Annotated in this window: 17 protein-coding genes; 9 read left to right on the top strand and 8 right to left on the bottom strand. The window is 73.4% G+C overall.

Features of this window, described 5'->3' with window-relative positions:
• The first annotated feature begins 190 nt into the window (after positions 1-190).
• Entirely contained in the window at positions 191-883 is a 693-nt protein-coding gene (locus tag ACZ514_RS18615) for a metal-dependent transcriptional regulator (RefSeq protein ID WP_468171051.1), read from the top strand.
• Positions 884-1,183: 300 nt separating this feature from the next.
• Positions 1,184-2,050: an alpha/beta fold hydrolase gene (locus ACZ514_RS18610; RefSeq protein WP_468171054.1), complete on the top strand. Its 867-nt coding sequence runs from the start codon at positions 1,184-1,186 to the stop codon at positions 2,048-2,050.
• 85 nt (positions 2,051-2,135) lie between these two features.
• On the opposite strand, the gene ACZ514_RS18605 is transcribed toward ACZ514_RS18610, so the two are convergent.
• The gene (locus ACZ514_RS18605; RefSeq protein WP_468171057.1) at positions 2,136-3,068 is read right to left on the bottom strand and encodes an NADP-dependent oxidoreductase; all 933 of its coding nucleotides are present in this window, start codon (positions 3,066-3,068) and stop codon (positions 2,136-2,138) included.
• A 114-nt stretch (positions 3,069-3,182) separates the two neighbouring features.
• Here ACZ514_RS18605 and ACZ514_RS18600 point away from each other — a divergent pair, with 114 nt between their 5' ends.
• Positions 3,183-4,223 (top strand): GlxA family transcriptional regulator, encoded by a 1,041-nt coding sequence (locus ACZ514_RS18600; RefSeq protein WP_468699808.1) that lies wholly within the window; start codon positions 3,183-3,185, stop codon positions 4,221-4,223.
• 155 nt (positions 4,224-4,378) lie between these two features.
• On the opposite strand, the gene ACZ514_RS18595 is transcribed toward ACZ514_RS18600, so the two are convergent.
• The 3 genes from ACZ514_RS18595 to ACZ514_RS18585 all read right to left on the bottom strand — a co-directional run bounded on the left by ACZ514_RS18595 (position 4,379) and on the right by ACZ514_RS18585 (position 7,649).
• Positions 4,379-5,998, bottom strand: coding sequence for a transporter (locus ACZ514_RS18595; protein ID WP_468699809.1), 1,620 nt, complete (start codon positions 5,996-5,998; stop codon positions 4,379-4,381).
• Complete coding sequence (locus ACZ514_RS18590) at positions 5,995-6,828, bottom strand: ABC transporter ATP-binding protein (protein ID WP_469125172.1); 834 nt, start codon at positions 6,826-6,828, stop codon at positions 5,995-5,997. The genes ACZ514_RS18595 and ACZ514_RS18590 overlap by 4 nt, the downstream gene beginning before the upstream one ends.
• Before the next feature lie 134 nt (positions 6,829-6,962).
• Positions 6,963-7,649 carry a bifunctional DNA primase/polymerase gene (locus ACZ514_RS18585; RefSeq protein ID WP_468699811.1) on the bottom strand — a complete coding sequence of 229 codons (687 nt, stop codon included), beginning with the start codon at positions 7,647-7,649 and terminating at the stop codon, positions 6,963-6,965.
• Positions 7,650-7,863: 214 nt separating this feature from the next.
• Here ACZ514_RS18585 and ACZ514_RS18580 point away from each other — a divergent pair, with 214 nt between their 5' ends.
• Positions 7,864-9,246: a transcriptional regulator gene (locus ACZ514_RS18580; protein WP_468171070.1), complete on the top strand. Its 1,383-nt coding sequence runs from the start codon at positions 7,864-7,866 to the stop codon at positions 9,244-9,246.
• Between the two features lie 80 nt (positions 9,247-9,326).
• Complete coding sequence (locus tag ACZ514_RS18575; RefSeq protein ID WP_469125171.1) at positions 9,327-10,967, top strand: hypothetical protein; 1,641 nt, start codon at positions 9,327-9,329, stop codon at positions 10,965-10,967.
• Between the two features lie 29 nt (positions 10,968-10,996).
• Here ACZ514_RS18575 and ACZ514_RS18570 read toward each other — a convergent pair whose 3' ends face one another.
• Positions 10,997-12,403 carry an ABC transporter substrate-binding protein gene (locus tag ACZ514_RS18570; RefSeq protein WP_468171076.1) on the bottom strand — a complete coding sequence of 469 codons (1,407 nt, stop codon included), beginning with the start codon at positions 12,401-12,403 and terminating at the stop codon, positions 10,997-10,999.
• 196 nt (positions 12,404-12,599) lie between these two features.
• On the opposite strand from ACZ514_RS18570, the gene ACZ514_RS18565 reads away from it, so the two are divergent.
• On the top strand, positions 12,600-13,046 hold the full coding sequence (locus tag ACZ514_RS18565; RefSeq protein ID WP_468171552.1) for an SCO4402 family protein: 447 nt from the start codon (positions 12,600-12,602) through the stop codon (positions 13,044-13,046).
• A gap of 14 nt (positions 13,047-13,060) precedes the next feature.
• Positions 13,061-13,942, top strand: coding sequence for a formyltetrahydrofolate deformylase (purU, locus tag ACZ514_RS18560; RefSeq protein WP_468171079.1), 882 nt, complete (start codon positions 13,061-13,063; stop codon positions 13,940-13,942).
• Between the two features lie 166 nt (positions 13,943-14,108).
• Here the strand turns inward: purU and ACZ514_RS18555 are convergent, their stop codons facing one another.
• Complete coding sequence (locus ACZ514_RS18555; protein ID WP_468171082.1) at positions 14,109-14,624, bottom strand: EF-hand domain-containing protein; 516 nt, start codon at positions 14,622-14,624, stop codon at positions 14,109-14,111.
• A 278-nt stretch (positions 14,625-14,902) separates the two neighbouring features.
• On the opposite strand from ACZ514_RS18555, the gene ACZ514_RS18550 reads away from it, so the two are divergent.
• Both ACZ514_RS18550 and ACZ514_RS18545 read left to right on the top strand, forming a co-directional pair.
• Positions 14,903-15,481, top strand: a complete 579-nt coding sequence (locus ACZ514_RS18550) for a sigma-70 family RNA polymerase sigma factor (protein ID WP_468171086.1) — start codon at positions 14,903-14,905, stop codon at positions 15,479-15,481.
• Positions 15,478-16,704 carry a maleylpyruvate isomerase N-terminal domain-containing protein gene (locus tag ACZ514_RS18545; protein ID WP_468171089.1) on the top strand — a complete coding sequence of 409 codons (1,227 nt, stop codon included), beginning with the start codon at positions 15,478-15,480 and terminating at the stop codon, positions 16,702-16,704. Before ACZ514_RS18550 ends, ACZ514_RS18545 begins: the two co-directional genes overlap by 4 nt.
• Before the next feature lie 73 nt (positions 16,705-16,777).
• Here the strand turns inward: ACZ514_RS18545 and ACZ514_RS18540 are convergent, their stop codons facing one another.
• Both ACZ514_RS18540 and ACZ514_RS18535 read right to left on the bottom strand, forming a co-directional pair.
• Complete coding sequence (locus ACZ514_RS18540) at positions 16,778-18,067, bottom strand: transglycosylase family protein (RefSeq protein WP_469125170.1); 1,290 nt, start codon at positions 18,065-18,067, stop codon at positions 16,778-16,780.
• A 95-nt stretch (positions 18,068-18,162) separates the two neighbouring features.
• Positions 18,163-19,617, bottom strand: a complete 1,455-nt coding sequence (locus ACZ514_RS18535; protein WP_469125169.1) for a CHAP domain-containing protein — start codon at positions 19,615-19,617, stop codon at positions 18,163-18,165.
• Positions 19,618-19,627 lie beyond the last annotated feature (10 nt).

The following is a 19,627-nucleotide window of genomic DNA, read 5'->3' as shown; positions in this document are numbered from 1 at the left end:
CGCTCACCGTGCGGTCTGGACCAAGGGCGTGTCAATACGGACGTCAATCCGGGAGCCGTCGCGCTCCTCGCTGCACCGATGCGCTCCCGCCGATGTCCCGTACATGCCTTGACGCTCGGCGCGGGACGGTTGTCGGCCCGATGCGTCAGAATTGGGGGCAGGGCCAGCGCACGCAATCCGAGGGGCACGAATGTCCGGACTGATCGACACCACGGAGATGTACCTCCGCACCATCCTGGAGCTGGAAGAGGAAGGTGTGGTCCCCATGCGCGCCCGGATCGCGGAGCGGCTGGACCAGAGCGGCCCGACGGTGAGCCAGACCGTGGCGCGCATGGAGCGCGACGGTCTGGTCGCGGTGGCCAGTGACCGGCACCTGGAGCTGACCGACGAGGGCCGCAAGCTCGCGACGCGGGTGATGCGCAAGCACCGCCTCGCGGAGTGCCTGCTGGTCGACGTCATCGGCCTGGAGTGGGAGCAGGTGCACGCCGAGGCCTGCCGCTGGGAGCACGTGATGAGCGAGGCGGTGGAGCGGCGGGTGCTGGAGCTGCTGCGCCACCCGACCGAGTCGCCGTACGGGAACCCGATCCCGGGGCTGGAGGAGCTGGGGGAGAAGGCCGAGGCGGATCCGTTCCTGGAGGACGGCATGCTCAGCCTGTCCGAGCTGGATCCGGGTACCGAGGGCAAGACGGTCGTCATCCGGCGGATCGGGGAGCCGATCCAGACCGACGCCCAGCTGATGTACACGCTGCGCCGGGCGGGCGTGCAGCCCGGTTCGGTGGTGAGCGTGACGGAGTCGCCGGGCGGGGTGCTGGTCGGCAGCGGCGGGGAGGCCGCGGAGCTGGACGCGGACATCGCGTCGCACGTGTTCGTCGCCAAGCGCTGACGTTCCCGGGGATGGACGGCCTCGGCGCCCCGGCGCCGGCGGCCGGACGCAAGGCGGTCCCGGCGCCTTTCGGCGCCGGGACCGGTCCTCCCCTTGCTGACCTGGAGCCCCGAGCTCTCAAGGTCATCCCCTTCGGACCGTCTTCCCCGAGCGGCCCGCCTCCCTGCTGAAAGGATCTCCCTCGGCAGCGGCGGCCAATCCTTGAGCAAGGTCACTCGAAAGAGCGGTGTTGTCGGCGAGACGCCCGTTTTCGAATGCGGGTTCGATAGTCTGGCCGGGAGCGAAGGGGGTGCATCTCCGGTGGTACAGCGGATCGATGTCACGGGTGCCGACGGCGTACGCCTGGCCGCCTGGGAGTTCCGGGAGCCGCCTGCGGAGCCCCGGAAACCGGCGGTGCTGTTACTCCACGGCCTGATGGGCCGCGCCCTCCACTGGGCCGGCACCGCGCGCTGGCTGGGCGAGCACCGCCGCGTCATCGCCCTCGACCAGCGCGGGCACGGCCACAGCGGCCACCCCGCGACCGGACCCGAGCGGGCCGCGCGCCTGGGCCGCGAGGCCTTCGTCGCCGACGCCGAGGCCGTGATCGAGCAGCTGGGCCTCGGCCCCGCCGTCGTCATCGGCCACTCCATGGGCGCCCTCACCGGCTGGCAGCTCGCCGCCCGGCGCCCGGAGCTGGTCCAGGCCCTCGTCATCTGCGACATGCGCGCCTCCGCGCTCGGCGAGGCCTCGCAGCGGGACTGGCAGGAGTGGTTCCGGCGCTGGCCGCTGCCCTTCCCCACCCAGGACGCCGCGCGCCGCTGGTTCGGCGAGGACGATCCCCGGGTGGAGCGCCCCGACCCCGGCCGCGGGGCCTTCTTCGCCGAGGTGATGCACGAGGCGCCGGACGGCTGGCGCCCGCTCTTCTCCCCCAGCCAGATGCTGACCGTCCGCGAGACCTGGGTGCACGACGCGCACTGGGAGGAGCTGGCCCAGGTCCGCTGCCCCACCCTCGTCGTGCGCGGCCTGGACGGCGAGCTGGGCCGGGCGGAGGCCCAGGAGATGGTCCGCGTCCTCCCGGCCGGCCAGTACGCCGAGATCCCGGACGCCGGGCACTACGTCCACTACGACCAGCCGGCCGCCCTGCGTGCGGCGCTGGAGCCCTTCCTGGAGGCGGTGGCCGTCTCCTAACCGGGCCCTCTCCCCGCCGCCGGGGCGGGGAGAGGGGGCCGAAGGCCCGGTGCCGCCGGTCACGGGCGCCGGGCGGCGGGTCCGGTCAGTCGACGACGGACAGGACGATCTTCCCCGTGGTGCGGCCGCTGTCGCTCAACTCGTGCGCCTTCCCCGCCAGTTCCAGCGGCAGCACCGTGTCGATCTCCGGCCTCAGCAGCCCGGCCTCCGCCAGCGCGGTGATCTCCCGCATCCCCGCCTGGTCGGCCTCCACCGCCATGAAGGCGGCCCGCAGTCCCAGCGGGCGGGCCTCCTCCGCGAGGCGGGCCTCGGCCGGGGAGGCGAGGGAGACCACGATGCCGCCGGGGCGCAGGGCGCGCAGCGAACGCGGCCCGTACTCCCCGCCGACGGCGTCGACCACGACGTCGACGGGCGGGACGGCCGTCTCGAAGGCGACGGCGGTGTAGTCGACCACCTCGTCCGCGCCAAGCCCGCGCAGGAACGCGTGCTTGGCCGCGCGGGCCGTACCGATGACGTGCGCGCCGCGCGCCTTGGCGATCTGCACGGCGAGGTGCCCGACCCCGCCGGCCGCCGCGTGGACCAGCACCCGCTGGCCGGGGCGCAGGTCGGCGGTGTCCACGAGGGCCTGCCAGGCGGTGAGCGCGGCCAGCGGCAGCGCGGCGGCCCGGACGTGGCTCAGCGCGGCGGGCTTGCGGACCAGGTGCCGGGCGGGGGAGGTGACGTACTCCGCGTAGGTGCCCGCCGGAACGGGGTGGCGCGGCATGCCGAAGACCTCGTCGCCCGGGGCGAGGGTGGTGACGCCGAGCCCCACCGCCTCGACGGTCCCGGAGACGTCCCAGCCGAGCCGGACGACCTCGCCGGCGAGCCCGCCGGTGGCCCGGTGCCAGGAGTCCGTCGGGTTGACCCCCGCCGCGTGGACCCGTACGAGCACCTCGGCCGGCCCCGGCTCCGGCCGCTCCACCTCGACGACCTTCAGCACCCCGGGCCCGCCGAACCCGTCCTGAGCCACCGCACGCATGACGCCACCCCCGCTCCCGGCGGGGCCCCCGCGGCCCCGTCCCGGGGTCAAGGTTTCCGTACGGTCCCCACCCGAACGAGTGGCAAGACTGCCACCCTGTGGAAGGATCTTGCCATGGCTCCTGCGCTGCACCGTGTCGTGGTCCTGGCCCTGGAGGGCGTCTACCCCTTCGAACTCAGCATCCCCGTACGCATCTTCGGCACTGCCGAAGGCCCGGACGGCGAGCCTCTGTACGAGGTCACCACCTGCGGCCTGACCAGCGGCCCGGTCACCACGAGCGCGGACTTCACCCTCACGGTGCCCTGCGGCAGCGAGGCCCTGCGCACGGCGGACACCCTGGTCATCCCGCCTTTCACCTGCGGCCCGGACGCCTCCCGCGCGTGGCTGCCCGACGAGCTCGCCGAGGCCCTCGCCCTCCTCCCGCCGCACGCCCGCATCGTGTCGATCTGCACGGCCTCGTACGTACTCGCCGCCGCGGGGCTGCTCGACGGCCGGCGCGCCACCACGCACTGGAACGAGGCGAGCCGCTTCCAGCGGGCCTTCCCGAGGATCCAGGTCGACGAGAACGTCCTCTTCGTCGACGACGGCCGCGTCCTGACGGCCGCCGGTGTCGCCGCGGGGGTGGACCTGTGCCTGCACCTGCTCCGCCGGGACCACGGCAGCGAGATCGCCAACCGGGTGGCGCGCCTGTGCGTGGTCCCGCCGTGGCGGGAGGGGGGCCAGGCCCAGTACATCGAACGCCCCATGCCGGAGCCGGAGGCCGCCACGACGGCCGCGACCCGGAGCTGGGCCCTGCGCCACCTGGACGAGCCGCTGTCCCTCGCGCAGCTGGCCGACCACGCCGGAATGAGCGTCCGCACCTTCTGCCGCCGCTTCGCCGAGGAGGTCGGCACGCCCCCGGGCCAGTGGCTGTCCCGACGCCGCGTCGACCATGCCCGCCGCCTCCTGGAAACCACCGCCCTCCCGGTGGACCAGGTCGCCGCCGAGGCGGGCTTCGGCACGGCGGCCTCCCTGCGCCAGCACCTCGCGGCCACTCTGGGCACCTCCCCGACGGCCTACCGCCGGGCGTTCAGGCGCATCGGCGGCGCCGACGCGGCGGCCGGAGGCGGCGAGGGACGGGGAAGCCGCCCCACCTCACCTCGGGGGACCATCTGAAAAAGGGGACCGCCCCGCGCGGGTGCCCCTGCACACCCGCCTGCTCAACCGCCTCCCACCCCCGACCGGGGCCCGTGGGAAGGAGACCGGGGCGGGAGCGGCCGCGGGGGGCGGCGGGCGCGTTCCGCCGGCCCCGCTTCCGTGCGCGAGGACGATCAGCCCTTGCTGACCGCGGTCAGGATCTCCGGGAGCTTGCGGGCCACCGCCGGGGCCGCCACGCGCAGGCCCGTCCAGGTGGCCGCGCAGCCCCAGGCGATCCCGATGGGGAGGGCGAGCAGGCCCAGGGTGCCCGGGTCGTCCGTCAGGCTGATGTACACCGTCAGGCCGATCACCGGCGAGCAGATCACCGCCGAGGCGAGCATGCCGCAGGCGATGCCCAGCCAGGCCAGGCCGGCCTGGCCCGGGGCGACGTTCTTGAACGCCCCCTCCGACGGGATGGAGTACGCGAAGTGCGCCGAGACCAGCGCGCCCGTGCACAGCATCGAGCCGAGCAGGGCCAGCGCCAGGCCCAGGGCCGACGGGAACCCGGTCCAGTCGCCCACCAGGGCGGCGGTGACGACCGTGACGAGGACGGTGTACGGGACGGTGACGAGGGCCAGCGCGGCGGCGCGGGCGCGCAGTTCGCCGTACGCGTCGCGCGTGGTGGAGATGGTCTGGGCGACCATCCAGAACGCGGAGGTGTCCTGCCCGAACTGGTTGTACATCTGCACGCCGAGCATCCCCGCGCCGAAGCAGGCGAGGTAGACCGAGCCGGTGCCCTGGAGGGCGTTGAAGACGGGGACGATCAGGCCGATCGCCAGCGACGACACCCAGGCGGACTTCGTCTTCGGGTCGCGGACGGCGTAGCGCAGGGTGCGCTGGATGACGGCTCCGGTGCGTCCGCCCGGCAGGAGGGACCAGAAGCCGCCGGCGCCGCCCCGGTCCTTCTCGGGCTTCGAGGCCGCGAGGGTGGAGCCGTCCGGGCTGACCATCAGGCTGGTCAGGCTGCGCTCCCAGAACCACAGGAGGGCCGCCAGGGCGCCGAGGGTCAGGGCCAGCTGGGCCGCGGCGGTGCCGTACGCGCCCTCGCTCACGGAGTCCACCATGCCGACGGCCGTCGCCGGCGGCAGCCAGCGCACGATCGCCTCGACCGGCTCCAGCTGGGCCAGGCCCCCCTCCTGGAACAGGCGCTGGCTGCCGAAGTTGACGACCTGGGCGCCTATCGCGATCAGCAGCCCGCTGAGCACCGCGAGGTCGCGTCCCTTGCGGCTGGACAGGAGCCGTACGTTCGCCGTGGCCACGGCACGGGCCAGCGTCACGCAGACGAGCAGCAGGAGCGGGGCGCCGACCACGGCCGCCGCGACGCCCGCCGGGCCGTGGGCGACCGCCGCCACCGAGCCGGCGGCGATGCAGAGCGTGAATAGCGGGCCGGTGCCGACCAGCGAGGAGGCCAGCAGGGCGCGGACGAGCGGACGCGGCCGCAGCGGCAGCATCACGAGCCGGCTCGGGTCGAGGGTCTCGTCGCCGGTCGGGAAGAAGAGCGGCATCACGGTCCAGCCGAGGGCGAGGATCGCGGTCAGCAGGACGACCACGGTCCCGGCGTGGAGGTGGCCGTGCAGCATCGCCAGGCCCAGGGTGACGAAGAGGGAGAAGACCAGCGAGATCACCAGGCTGATGATCCAGACGGCCTTGCGCTTCGACGACCCCTTGAGGCCGTTGCGCATCAGGGACAGCTTCAGGCGGACGAAGAGCGAGGTGACGGAGGCCCCGGAGGGGGCGGCGGTGGCGCTGCTCATCGGGCGCCGCCGAGCCAGTCGAGGGAGTCGCCGGCCGCGTGGTCGCGGGCACCGACGAGTTCGAGGAAGGCTGCCTGGAGGGAGGGCGCGGAGCCCCGTACGTCGGCGAGCGGGCCGGCGGCGCGGATCTGTCCGCCCGCCATGACGGCCACCCAGTCGCAGAGCGATTCGACGAGCTCCATCACGTGGGAGGAGAACACGACGGTCGCACCGGACGCGGTGTAACGTTCCAGCACCCCGCGGATGGTCTGCGCGGACACCGGGTCCACGCCCTCGAACGGCTCGTCCAGGAAGAGGACTTCGGGGTTGTGCAGGAGCGCCGCCGCGAGGCCGATCTTCTTGCGCATGCCCGTCGAGTAGTCCACGACCAGCTTGTGCTGGGAGCCCGCGAGGTCCAGTACGTCCAGCAGCTGCGTCGCCCGCTTGTCGGTCTCCTCGCCGGGCAGGCCGCGCAGACGGCCCATGTAGCCGAGGAGTTCACGCCCGGAGAGGCGCTCGAACATCCGCAGTCCCTCGGGCAGGACGCCGATGCGGGACTTCACCTCGACGGGGTCGGCCCACACGTCGTGTCCGGCGACGACCACCCGGCCCATGTCCGGGCGCAGCAGCCCGGTCACCATGGACAGCGTGGTCGTCTTCCCGGCACCGTTCGGCCCGACGAGCCCGACGAAGCGGCCGGCCGGCAGCTCCAGGTCGACCCCCGCGACGGCCACCTGCTCGCCGAAGCGCTTCCACAGTCCTTCCACCCGCACGGCGGCCACGGGCTGCGCGGATCGCGCGCCCCCGCCCGTACCGCCCGTACCGCCCGTCGCATAACCCTGGTCCGGCATGCGCCTGCCTCTCGTTCTGTTCCCCGTGGTCGTACCGTCCTCACGATAGGAGGAAGGGGAGAGGCCCCAGCAGTTACGAATGTCATGAACTTGCGGACACGTATGTCAGGCGCCGGCCGCGGCAAAGGCAGAGGTCAGGGCTTGCGCCGGCCGCGGGCCGCCGCCGCCTCGCTGCCGCAGGCGTACGCGATCGCGTCGATCAGTTCCTCGGCGTCCGGCAGCCACCGGTTCGCCGGCGTGGGCTTGCGGGCCCACTGCACCGGCCCCTTGCCGCCGAAGCGGGTCGGCGGCGCGGCCACGTACTGCCCCTCGCCCCGCGTGACGAGGTCGATGGCGTGCGGCAGCCAGCCCAGCTTGCGCACCAGGTCCGGCACTTTCGCCCCGGCGCCCGGCAGGACGAAGAACAGCATCCTGTGGTCGGGGGTCAGCGCGACCGGCCCGAGCGTCCGCTCGGTGCGCTCCAGCCGCGCCAGCGCGAGGAACCCGGCGGAGTCCGGTACGTCGAGCGCGTCGAAGGTGCGGCCCGTCGGCATCAGGATCGAGGCGCCGGGGTGCTTGCCCCAGATCCGCCGCACGCCCACCGCGCTGCCCGAGGCCAGCGACGCCCAGTCCTTCACCGCCGGATGCGCGCCGGGCGCCGGGCAGTCGGCCTCCCCGCAGGAACACACCTCCCGGCCGTCGCCGGGCTCCAGCCACGTGCCGGCGAAGACGTCCCAGTGCCGTTCTTCCACGTACCGGACGGCATGGTCGAGCAGTTGATCCCCGCGCTGCTGGGGAATGGGCGCGTTCTCCGTGACTGTGATGGTCTCTTCCACGCCCATCACAACTCCCGCCGTCACGCCGGGTTACGGCCGTAAACCGGCCTGTGGGCGCTGCATCGATCCTGCATACGGGGCGCACGGGTGCATCAGCGGGGGCGCGTGGGAGGGCGGGGCGCGGTCGTTGGGTAACGACACGTCGCAGAGCGGAAGATTCTCCGCACTTCAGGCGGGAAGTGATCATTCCATCGATCACCCGCGGCCTCAGGGGGTTTTCATGGCAGCCAGGCCTCTCGTAGCGCGCCAGCCGAACGAACGGCTGCAAGCGCTCATCCAGGAAGCCGGGTGCTCCAACGCCGGGCTCGCTCGGCGCGTCAACATGTGCGGGGCCGAGCACGGCCTCGATCTCCGCTACGACAAGACCTCGGTCGCCCGCTGGCTGCGCGGTCAGCAGCCGCGCGGCCGGGCGCCCGGCATCATCGCGGAGGCCCTCGGCCGCAAGCTGGGCCGGACCGTCACCATCGACGAGATCGGCATGGCCAACGGGAAGAACCTCGCCTCCGGCGTGGGCCTGCACTTCTCCCCGACGGTCATCGGCGCCATCGAGCAGGTCTGCGAGCTGTGGCGCAGCGACGTGGGGCGCCGCGACTTCCTGTCCGGGTCGAGCGTGGCGGCCTCCGCCCTGGTCGAGCCGAGCCGGGACTGGCTGATCACCGGCGCCGACCCGCAGGTGGCGCGCAGCGGCGGCGCGCGGGTGGGAATGCCGGACGTGGAGGCGGTGCGGGCGACCACCGAGGCCCTGACCGACCTCGACCACCGCTTCGGCAGCGGGCACGTGCGGCCCGTGGTGGTGCACTACCTCAACTCCGTGGTGTCGGGCCTGATCGCGGGCTCCTACCGGGAGCCGGTGGGGCGGGCCCTGTTCGCGGCGGTGGCCCGGCTCACCGAGCTGGCCGGCTACATGGCGGTGGACACCGGCCAGCCGGCCCTGGCCCAGCGCTACTACATCCAGGCCCTGCGGATGGCGCAGGCCGCGGGCGACCGCGCGTACGGGGGCTACGTACTGGCCGCGTCCATGAGCCACCTCGCCGCCGAGCTGGGCAATCCGCGGGAGATCGCGCAGCTGGCGCGGGCCGCGCAGGAGGGCACGCGCGGGCAGGTCACCCCGCGGGTCGAGGCGATGTTCTACGCCGCCGAGGCGCGTGGGCACGCGCTGCTCGGCGACGCCAGGGCGACGGCGGTGCTGTCGGGGCGGGCGGTGACGGCGCTGGAGCGGGCCGAGCCGGAGTCCGGCGACGACCCGGTGTGGATCCGCCACTTCGACCAGGCCTACCTGGCGGACGAACTCGCGCACTGCCACCGGGACCTGGGGCAGGCCGACGCGGCGGGCAGGCGCGCGGAGGAGGCGCTGCGGCACCTGCCCGCGACGAAGGCCCGCCGCCGGGCCATCGGGCTGCTGCTGCTCGCGGCCTCGCAGGTGCAGCGGCGGGAGGTGGAGCAGGCCTGCCAGACGGCGACGACGGCGGCCGAACTGCTGGGGTCGCTGCGTTCGCGGCGGGGCGCGGAGTACCTGGAGGACTTCCGGGCGCGGCTGGAACCGTACCGGGAGGAACCGGCCGTGCGGGAGTTCGGGGCGCGGCTGGAGGTTCAGGCGGCCTGACGTGCGCGTGGCGCGACCGGGTAGCGTGACCCGACGGTTCCGTGGGTTCGGACGAGTCGGAGAAGGCAGAAGGAGTCCCGGTGACGGAGAACGGACAAGGGGGCGTCCCCCAGCCCGGGACGCCGCATCAGGCACAGCCGGAGCCGGCTCCCGGCTACCCGCGGCAGCCGGGGCCGCGGGCCGGGGAGGCGTGGGGAGAACCTCCGGCACCTCCGGGGCCCCCGGCGTCCCCGGCGTACGGGTACCCGGCGGAGCCGGACACCGGGGCACCGCAGCAGTACGCGGGGCCGTACGAGCCCGCGTACGAGCCCCCGTACGCGCAGCCGTCCCAGCCCGGCCGGCCCGCGTACGGGTATCCGCCGCCGGCGGGCCACGTCGTGGGCCCGGGCTTCGAAGGGCCGGGGGACCCGCACGGCTACGGCTACCCGCCGCTGCCGGACGCGGCGACGCAGTACATCCCGCCGGTCCGGGCGGCGGAGCACGACCAGGCGACGCAGTACATCCCGCCCGTGCCGGCGGATCCGCACGAGCAGGCGACGCAGTACATTCCGCCCGTGCCGGCCGATCCGCACGAGCCGGCGACCCAGTACATCCCGCCGGTCCCGGCGCACGAGCAGGCGACCCAGTACATGGCCCCCGTCCCGGCGCCGGAGCACGACCAGGCGACGCAGTACATCCCGCCCGTGCCGGCGGATCCGCACGACCAGGCGACGCAGTACGTCCCGCCCGTGCCGGCGGCGGAGCACGAGCAGGCGACGCAGTACATCCCGCCCGTCCCGGCGGATCCGCACGAGCAGGCGACCCAGTACGTGCCGCCCGTCCCCGGCGGTGGCGCGGCCCCGGCGAACGCCGCCGAGGGTTTCGACGCGCTGTTCCGGGCCCACGGCGACGCCCCCGGCCCCGACGCCCCCGGGCACGGCCGGCAGCAGCCGCCGCCCGTCCCCGATCCGGGGTCCCACCGGACCCCGCCGCCCGCGCCGGCGCGGCGCGGCGGACCGCTCCGGGCCCGGCAGCCCCAGCCTCCGCAGCCGTTCCCCCAGCCGCAGCAGGCCCAGCAGTACGCCCCCCCGCCCCCGGCGCCCGCGCGCCGGATCCCGCCGGCCGTCATAGCGGCCGCCGTCTTCGGGCTGGTCGTGGCCGGGCTCGGGGTGGGCGCGATGCTCGGCGACGGCAAGGCCCAGAACACCGACCCGGGAGCGGTGGCCCCCGCCGCCAGCGGCTCCGCCGGCTCGGGGGCGGCGCCCGGCGAGGCGGCGGTGGACCCGGCCCGGCCGCAGGCCGTGCAGCTCGACAAGCTGCTCGCGGACGCCAGTGACAGCCGGGCCTCGGTGATCAAGGCCGTGGACGACATCAAGGACTGCAAGAACCTGGGCCAGGCCGCCCAGGACCTGCGCGCCGCCGCCCGTCAGCGCGAGGAGCTGGTCACCCGGCTCCAGGAGCTCAAGGTGGACCTGCTCCCGAACCACGCCCGCCTGTCGGCCGCGCTCACGAAGGCCTGGAAGGCTTCGGCGGACGCCGACACCAGCTACGCGGCCTGGGCGGACGACGTCGGCCGGGACAAGGGCGGCTGCAAGGACGGCAAGGCCAAGAACACGGACGACGCGGCCGACGGCAACAAGGCGAGCGGCGAGGCCACCAAGGCCAAGGAGTCGGCGGCGGCCATGTGGAACACGATCGCCGCCAAGTACGGTCTGACGAAGCGGGACAAGTCCCAGCTCTGAAGGGCGCCGGGGCGGCCCCGCCCGGGTGGTCAGGCGGAGCGGGGGGCCTGCTCCAGGGTCGGGGTCATGTCGAGGTTCTGCTCGCCGGGCTGGGCGACGAGGCGGCCCGACTGGACGGTCTGGAAGCTGACCCGGCCGTTGACCAGGCGCGGGAACCCGGCGACGGCGCGCATGTCCTGGTAGCGCCAGCTCAGGTCGGGGGTGAGGTTGCCGGTGTGGACGCCCGGGGACTGGTTGAGGGCCCGGGCCAGCTTGCGGGCGGTGATCTCCTCGTCGCTCTTGAACCGCTGGACGATCCGGTCGAGGACGCTGTACGCGATCCAGGTGGTCTGGGCCCCGCTGTCGTCGGGGTCCACGGTGTCGTCGCCGAAGGCCTGCTCGCTGATCACCTTGCGCATCGGCGCCCACAGCGGGTCCGTCGACACGGGGTACCAGCTGGTGACGTAGGCGCCCTCGAAGGGGCTGTCCTTGCCGCCGGTGCGGTCCACCAGGGCCTGGCTGACGCTGCCGAGGACGGACGAGATCTGCGTCCTGCGCTGGGTGTCGACGCGGCGGAAGGCGTCGAAGAAGATCTCGGTGCGTTCGCCGAGGACCGCCGTCACGCAGCTCTTGTCCTTGGCCGGGTCGGCGGCCGGGGCCTTCGGTGCCCCGGGGGCCTTCGGGTTCCTGGCCGTGGAAGGCGTGGCGGATGCCGGGCCGGCGGGCGTCGGGGAGGCGGGGGTGGCCGTCGCCGTGCCGGCCGGGGCGGCCGGAGCCGCCGGGGTGGTGCCGAGTGCCTCGCGGGCCTGCGGTTTGAAGTCGGCGGAGTCCTCGGCGGCCCGGATGTCGGAGGCCTCCGGCATGCTGTTGGCCCTGAGCCCCGCGTTCAGCAGGACCGGCATCGTGTCGCCCGCGAGGGTGTCCGGGCGGACGAGGGAGACCTGGGAGCAGGCCTTGCCGAGCTGGTGGCCGGCCCCGGCGAGCAGTGCGGGCTGCCCGCCGTTGACCGGGTAGGACAGGGTGCTCTGGAACTCCTCGGCGGACACCCCGTAGCCGCCGATGAACGGGATGCCCTCGGCCTCCAGCGGGGCCATGAAGGCGCGGCCGTGCTGGCTGTACGAGCCGACGACCGCGACGGCCTTCTCGGTGATGGCCTTGCGGGCGCAGTCGGCGGCGCCGGTGGCGGTGTTCTTCTCGTTGCAGGTGATCACGCGCAGTTTGCGGCCCTTCATGCCGCCGTTGGCGTTCACCCAGCGTTCGTAGGCCTTGGCCATGCCCGGCATACCCGGCATGTTGGTCGCTTTGGTGCCGATGGGTGCGAAGGTCATGACCGTGAGCGAGTCCCCGGAGCCCCCCGGACCACCGGGGACCACCCCACACGCCGTCGTGAGACACGCGCCCGTCGCCGTGGCAACGAGCAGGCGAGTCAGGGCAGTTGCGCGTCGGTGAGGCGTCATGTCCACCGACCCTTCCGCCCCGCGGGTAACTCGGCGATGAGATGGACACAACAGCGGGTGACGCCCGGGTGAATTGCCGGGGGCCGGTCGTCCACAGGTGCTTCAAGATCGCAGGTGGGGGGAACGTACGATCGAAAGCGTGACATTCGCCCAAGGTTCGAAGAACTCTTCCCGCCGCGGCGGCCGCTCCTCCACCATGGGCGGCATGCCCCTCAACGACATGCCGTGGTGGCGCTGGCGCGGCAACGTGCGCTCGGCGCTGCACATGCTTTCCGACCCGGTCTTCCAGGAGGAGGTCTGGCTGGCGGGCGTCGAAGGGTACGGGGACGTCACCGACGCCGTGTACCGGCTCGTCGAGGACACCTGGCTCGACAGCTGGTCCGCCGACAAGTACGTCGGCACGATCTTCCGGGACGCGCAGGAGGCGGCCCTGGTCGACCTCGCCGTCCTGCGGGTGCTGCGGATCCTGCACCAGGTCGGCCCGGACGCCCCCGTGTCCGCGTACCTCGGCCACCCGGACTGGCCCGAGGCGGTGCGGGCCTCGCGCGAGGCGCACGTACGGATGTCGACGGCGGACGGGGAGGACCCGGACGACCGGCCGAGCTCCGTCGACGTGCTGAAAACGCTGACCCGCGTGGTGTGAAAGGCTGTGCCGTCATGAGCGAACACCCACAGCCCCGGGCCGAGGCCCAGGCCCAGTACGTCCTGACCGTCTCCTGCCCCGACAAGCAGGGCATCGTGCACGCCGTGTCGAGCTACCTCTTCATGACCGGCTGCAACATCGTGGACAGCCAGCAGTTCGGAGACCGCGAGACCGGGCTCTTCTTCATGCGGGTGCACTTCGAGGCCGAGCCCGCCGTGACGGTGGAGAAGCTGCGCGCGAGCTTCGCCGCGATCGGCGACTCCTTCCGGATGGACTGGCAGATCCACCGCTCCGACGAGCGGATGCGGATCGTGCTGATGGTGTCGAAGTTCGGCCACTGCCTGAACGACCTGCTGTTCCGCTCCCGGATCGGCGCGCTGCCGGTGGAGATCGCGGCCGTGGTCTCGAACCACACCGACTTCGCCGAGCTGGTCGGTTCGTACGACATCCCCTTCGTGCACATCCCGGTGACCAAGGAGACGAAGGCGGACGCGGAGGCGCGGCTGCTGGAGCTGGTGCGCGAGCAGAACGTCGAGCTGGTGGTGCTCGCCCGGTACATGCAGGTCCTGTCGGACACCCTGTGCAAGGAACTGAGCGGGCGGATCATCAACATCCACCACTCCTTCCTGCCGAGCTTCAAGGGCGCGAAGCCGTACCACCAGGCGCACGCGCGCGGTGTGAAGCTGATCGGCGCCACCGCCCACTACGTGACCGCCGACCTCGACGAGGGCCCGATCATCGAGCAGGAGGTCGAGCGGGTCGGCCACGACGTCACCCCCGACCAGCTGGTCGCCATCGGGCGGGACGTGGAGTGCCAGGCGCTGGCGCGGGCCGTGAAGTGGCACAGCGAGCACCGGGTGCTGCTCAACGGCTCGCGGACGGTCGTCTTCGCGTAGGCCGGGGCGGACGCGGGGCACGCCGTACGGGTGCCCCCGCGCGCCCTCGCCGGTGATCCTCCCGGCCGGACGAGCACGCCGCCGGCGGGGCCGGACGGCGCCCGGGGCGGTGGCCCCGGGCGGGCGGGGGCGCCGCGCTGCGGGTCGCGCGCGGCGGCGTCCGGTCTCAGGCGTCGGGGTCGACGCCGCAGTAGCCGGCGAAGGCGGCCAGGATCTCGTCCTCCGAGATGCGGCCGTCGCCGTCCGTGTCCAGGGCCCCCGCCACCTGCGCGGCCAGGCCCGGCTCGGTGCCGAGGACGCGCAGCACGCGGGCCGCCGCCGCCGGGGTCGCGCCCGCGCCGTCCTCGTCCGCCACCGCGATCACGGCGGCCAGGAACGGCCGGGCGATCTCCGCGAACCGCTGCGGGTTGTCCCGCAGCCGCTTCGCCGCGCCCGTGACGAACTCCTCGCGGGAGACGCGCTGGTTGCCGTTGACGTCGGCGATCCCGGCCATGCCCTGCCAGAACGCCTCGGCGCCGCTGAAGACCGCCTGACCCTTGACCGAGCGCGCGGCCGTACCGAATTCGGCCAGCACGGCCCTCGCCGCGGTACTGAAGTCCTCCCGGTCGATATAGCCGGAACCGTCCTGGTCGAAGGTGGCGAATCGAGCGGCGATCTTGCGCTCGTACTCTGCGCTGTCCATGTTCGGCTTCCGCCTTCACGTGTGCGTTGGGGTGCGGTTGGGGGTGCAGATCAAGACAGGCAGGAGCGTAAGGCCTCGGTGGCCTGCGCGTTAAGCGAAGCGGTCAAGGAGGTGGCCGCATCGAACCCGCGCACGGGAAGCGCGCCGGGGCGCGTACGCGTGTACCAGCGCGCCGCCTACCACGGGGGTCCCGCCCGCGGTGCGAGGTTCTCGCAAAACCGGCGCGTTCCCTCCGACGGACACTACATTTGACGGGTCGACACACGGCTGGAGGCATGATGGCGAAGGACGTTCCACCGCGCTGGGACCGTCGCATGCAGCAGCGCCTCGCCCGCGGTGAGGCCGCCGCGCTGGGGGAGCTCTACGACCGTTTCGCCTCGCTTGTCCACAGCCTGGCCCACCGGGTCCTCGGCGACGAGACGGCCGCGGACCGGATCACCCGCGAGGTCTTCGGCTACATCTGGGAGAACCCGGACGCCTACGACCCCAAGCAGGGCTCCATGCGCTCCTGGGTCGCCCGGATCACCCAGGGCCAGGCCGTCGCCCGGCTGCGCCAGGCCGAACTGGGCCGGGGCTCGCGCGAGGAACTCGAACAGAAGGTGCGCAGCGCCAACGCTGCCGCCCGCGCGGACTACATCGTCACGTCCATGCCCGCGCCGTTGCGGGCCGCCCTGGAGCTGGCGTACTTCAAGCGCCGCGACTACCGCCAGGCCGCCGCCGACCTGCAGATCAGCGAGGACGAGGCCCGGCGCAGGCTGCGGCTCGGCCTCCAGCTGCTGTCGACCGCCAACGTCCTCCCCCGGGAGGACACCGCCCCGCCCGGATACGGCCCACGCGGATACGGAACTCCCCGATGACCGGACCTTCCGAAGACACCCCCGACGACGCGTACGAGCGGCGGACGGGCGGTCACGCACGGATACCGGGTCCCCGCGCGGCCGGTGACGACCTGAACGCCCCCGAGACGCTGCCGCCCGCACCGCCCTCGCACGGGGTACTGAAGTCCCTGCTCGGGGCGTGGGCGCTCGCCGCCTGCTCCACCGAGGAGACCCAGGCCGTCGAGGACCACCTCACCGAGTGCGCTCCCTGCGCCGAGGAGGCGCTGCGGCTGCGCGACGCCGTGGGTCTGCTGCACCCCGAGGAGAGCCTCGACCTGAAACCGCTGCTGCGTTCGCGGGTCCTGGAGGACTGCCTCGGCAAGCGCCCCGCCCGCATCCCCGTACCGGCGTGGGCGGCTCCGTACGACACCGAGACGGCGCGCCTGGACGCCCTGCTGCGGGACTTCGGCGACTCCGAGTGGCACACCCCGGTGCGGCTGAAATGGTTCGAGGAGGAACGCCGGCGCTCGCACCGCACCACGGTCGCCGGGGTGATCGGGCACCTCCTCACGGTGGACGGGCTGATCGCCACCGCGCTGGGACTGGACGATCCGCTGGGCCCCCAGGCGCCGCCGGGCGGCCCCACGGACCGCACCGAGCACTTCTGGAACTCCTCCCGCCACCCCGTCACCCGTCAGGTCCGCGAACCGTGGCGGTCCCAGGGGCACACGCTGGTCCGTACCGTGTCCTTCGCCGGCCGGGGCGTGGCCGAACTGTCCGTGGACTACGGGGGTTTCGCCCTGCCCCTGGGCGACGCCTTCCTGGAGCGGGCCTTCGAGTGCTGGGTGCACGCCTGGGACATCGCGGAGGCGGTGGACTACCCGTACGAACCCCCGTCGGGGCCGAACCTGCACCGGATGATCGACCTCGCGGCCCGGCTGCTGCCCGGTGCCCTGGCGGGCCGGCGCCGCTCGGGACTGGCGGCGCCGGCGCGCGGCCTCGTCGCGGCGGGCGCTCCGGGGCGGACCCTGCACCTGGAGATCGAGGGCGCGGGCGGGGGCGGCTGGGACATCGCCCTGGACTCCCCGGCGGCCAAGCCCTCGCGGGAGCACACGGTGGCGGAGGTCGCGCTGGACGGACTGGAGTTCTGCCAGCTCACCGCCGGGCACATCTCCCCGGAGGAGGCCGCCGTCGGCCAGACCGGCGACCGCGAGGCGATCCGCGACGTGCTGTTCGCCGCGGCGTCCCTGAGCCGGCTGTAGGAGCACGCGTACGCGGCTCCGTGGGTACGGAGCCGCGTACGGGGTGGTCAGCCGGTGCCGGATCCGGCCGGGGTCAGCTGCGGGTGACGAGCATCTGGGCGTCGCCGCTCGGCGTGCCGGTCAGGCCCGCCTTCTGGGCTCCGAAGCCGGTGCTCTTCCAGCCCTGCCAGGTGCCGTCGGCCTTGCGGATGTTGTGCCAGGCCTTGCCGTCGTTGCCGACGGCGAGGAGTTGGGCGTCGCCGTTGGGCAGGCCGGTGATGGCGACGCTGCTCGCGGCGAACGTGGCGGCGCCGTTGGCGCCGTCCATGCGGTTCCAGCCCTGCCAGGTGCCGTCGGCCTTGCGGATGTTGTGCCAGGTGTTCCCGTCGTTGCCGACGGCGAGGAGCTGGGCGTCGCCGTTGGGCAGGCCGGCGATGGCGATGTTGCTCGCGGCGAAGCTGGTGGCGGTGCCCGCGCCGTCGACGGCGTTCCAGCCCTGCCAGGTGCCGTCGGCCTTGCGGACGTTGTGGTAGACACTGCCGTTCATCCCGACGATCAGGACCTGGAGGTCCCCGTTGGGGAGCGCGGACGCCGCGATCCGCTGGGCCTGCCAGTCGCCGACCTGGTTCCAGCCCTGCCAGGTTCCGTTCACGTAGCGGGCGTTGTGGTGGATCCGGCCGTCTTCGCCGATCGCCATGACCTGGGCGTCGCCGTTCGGCATGCCGGCGATGGCCTCGCCCCGGGCGGCGAAGGAGGCCGCGCCGTTCGCGCCGGGCATGCGGTTCCAGCTCTGCCAGCTGCCGTCCGGGTAGCGGGCCGTGTGGTAGAGGTCGCCGTCCTTGCCGGTGCCGAGGACCTGGACCGAGCCGTCCGGGGTGGCGGTGATGGCTTCCTGGGAACCGTTGAAGAACGCGGCGCCGTTCGCCCCGGCCAGCGGCTTGAAGCCCGTCCAGCTGCCGTCGGCGGCACGTATCGCGTGGTAGAAGTCCCCGGCCTGGCTGACGGGCGTCGACGGGTACGGGTCGGCGTGGTCGTAGGCCAGGCCGGCGGCCGAGCCGCAGCTGCCCCAGGCGCCCGCGCCCTGGCCGGCGAGGATCTTCTCGGCGGTGAGGATCTGCTGCTGCTTGGTGGCCTGGTGCGGATAGGCCGCGTACTGGGTGCCGCCGTACGCGTCCCAGGTGCTCTTCAGGATCTGGAGGCCGCCGTAGTAGCCGTTGCCGGTGTTGATGCTCCAGTTGTTGGTGCTTTCGCACTGCGCCACCTTGTCCCAGGTGGCGACCGAGGCGGCCTGTGCGGAGCCGGCTCCGACCGTCGACAGGGCGAGGGCGGCGAGCGCGGTGGCGGTGATGACGGAGAGGCGGGGGCGGCGGGCGGTGCGGGACATCGCGAAGGGTCTCTCTCTGCTGCTGGCGGGAAGGGCGGGAGCGCGGGCGGCGCGGTCAGGGCCGGCCCACCGGTGCGGGTGGGCCGGCCGTGTGCTCAGCTGCGGGTGATGAGCATCTGGGCGTCACCGTCCGGGGTGCCGGTCAGGCTGACCTCGTGGGCGCCCTGCCCGGTGCTCTTCCAGCCCTGCCAGGTGCCGTCGGCCTTGCGGATGTTGTGCCAGGCCTTGCCGTCGTTGCCGACGGCGAGGAGTTGGGCGTCGCCGTTGGGCAGGCCGGTGATGGCGACGCTGCTCGCGGCGAACGTGGCGGCGCCGTTGGCGCCGTCCATGCGGTTCCAGCCCTGCCAGGTGCCGTCGGCCTTGCGGATGTTGTGCCAGGTGTTCCCGTCGTTGCCGACGGCGAGGAGCTGGGCGTCGCCGTTGGGCAGGCCGGCGATGGCGATGTTGCTCGCGGCGAAGCTGGTGGCGGTGCCCGCGCCGTCGACGGCGTTCCAGCCCTGCCAGGTGCCGTCGGCCTTGCGGACGGTGTGGTAGACGTTCCCGTTCATCCCGACGATCAGCGACTGCATGCTGCCGTCGGCCATGCCCGTGGCGGAGATCTTCTTGGCCTGCCAGTCGCCGACCTGGTTCCAGCCCTGCCAGGTGCGGTCCGCGTGGCGGGCGTTGTGGTAGATGTAGCCGTTGTTGCCGATGGCCATGGTCTGCGCGTCACCGTTGGGCATGCCGGCGAGTGCCTGGTCCTGCGCGGCGAAGGTGGTGGCGCCGTTCGCGCCGTCCATGCGGTTCCAGCCCTGCCAGGTGCCGTCCGGGTAACGGATGGTGTGGTACAGGTTGCCGTCCTTGCCGGTCGCGAGCGTCTGCGTCGCGCCGTCCGGGGTCGCGGTGATCGACTCCTGGGAGGCGTTGAAGTAGGTCGCGCCGCCGAAGCCGTTCAGGGGCTGGAAGGACGTCCAGGTGCCGCCGGCATCGCGGATGGAGTGGTAGAGGTCGCCGCCCTGGCTGACCGGGGTGTCGGGCGTCTCGGCCAGACCGGCCGGGCCGACGAAGGCGAGGGCGCGGCCGGCGCCGACGGGGCTGGAGTTGGTCTTCCAGTTGAACCACTCGCGGAAGCGCACGCCTCCGCTCTCGTTGCCGCCGACCGTCTGGATGTTGTCACCGCTGACCGCGACGACGATGTTGACGTGGTCGGCCTCACCGTCGTTCAGGTTGCCGTCCCTGTCGTACAGGACCGCGTCACCGACCTGCGGGGTGCTGTGCAGCGTCCCCTTGTTCTTGCCGTACTGGTAGATGCTGACCGCCGCGGCGCTGATGCCCGAGGTGTTCGCACCGGCCTTGTTCCACACCCATCGGGTGAACTCGGCGCACCAGGCGGTGGGGTACTGGCAGTTGTAGTCGCTGCACGTGCCGCCGACCTCGTTGCGGGCGATCGAGGCGACCGTCTGGGACTCGGCGTGCGCCGTCACCGCGGGCAGGGCGACGGCCAGCATCGGGGCTGCCACGAAGGTGGTGAGGGCGGTGGTGAGCATGCGGGAGGAGCGGCGCGAGGTCATGGTGTGTCTC

The sequence above is a fragment of the Streptomyces sp. NPDC034086 genome, from assembly GCF_055575515.1.
The sequence above is the reverse complement of the archived record's forward strand: the minus strand, read 5'-3'. Positions and strand labels throughout refer to the sequence as shown.

Coding starts and splice junctions, on each gene's coding strand:
- ACZ514_RS18615 (WP_468171051.1), top strand. CDS start 191: ATGTCCGGACTGATCGACACCACGGAGATGTACCTCCGCACCATCCTG.
- ACZ514_RS18605 (WP_468171057.1), bottom strand. CDS start 3,068: ATGCGTGCGGTGGCTCAGGACGGGTTCGGCGGGCCCGGGGTGCTGAAG.
- ACZ514_RS18600 (WP_468699808.1), top strand. CDS start 3,183: ATGGCTCCTGCGCTGCACCGTGTCGTGGTCCTGGCCCTGGAGGGCGTC.
- ACZ514_RS18595 (WP_468699809.1), bottom strand. CDS start 5,998: ATGAGCAGCGCCACCGCCGCCCCCTCCGGGGCCTCCGTCACCTCGCTC.
- ACZ514_RS18590 (WP_469125172.1), bottom strand. CDS start 6,828: ATGCCGGACCAGGGTTATGCGACGGGCGGTACGGGCGGTACGGGCGGG.
- ACZ514_RS18585 (WP_468699811.1), bottom strand. CDS start 7,649: ATGGGCGTGGAAGAGACCATCACAGTCACGGAGAACGCGCCCATTCCC.
- ACZ514_RS18580 (WP_468171070.1), top strand. CDS start 7,864: ATGGCAGCCAGGCCTCTCGTAGCGCGCCAGCCGAACGAACGGCTGCAA.
- ACZ514_RS18570 (WP_468171076.1), bottom strand. CDS start 12,403: ATGACGCCTCACCGACGCGCAACTGCCCTGACTCGCCTGCTCGTTGCC.
- ACZ514_RS18565 (WP_468171552.1), top strand. CDS start 12,600: ATGGGCGGCATGCCCCTCAACGACATGCCGTGGTGGCGCTGGCGCGGC.
- purU (WP_468171079.1), top strand. CDS start 13,061: ATGAGCGAACACCCACAGCCCCGGGCCGAGGCCCAGGCCCAGTACGTC.
- ACZ514_RS18555 (WP_468171082.1), bottom strand. CDS start 14,624: ATGGACAGCGCAGAGTACGAGCGCAAGATCGCCGCTCGATTCGCCACC.
- ACZ514_RS18550 (WP_468171086.1), top strand. CDS start 14,903: ATGGCGAAGGACGTTCCACCGCGCTGGGACCGTCGCATGCAGCAGCGC.
- ACZ514_RS18545 (WP_468171089.1), top strand. CDS start 15,478: ATGACCGGACCTTCCGAAGACACCCCCGACGACGCGTACGAGCGGCGG.
- ACZ514_RS18540 (WP_469125170.1), bottom strand. CDS start 18,067: ATGTCCCGCACCGCCCGCCGCCCCCGCCTCTCCGTCATCACCGCCACC.
- ACZ514_RS18535 (WP_469125169.1), bottom strand. CDS start 19,617: ATGACCTCGCGCCGCTCCTCCCGCATGCTCACCACCGCCCTCACCACC.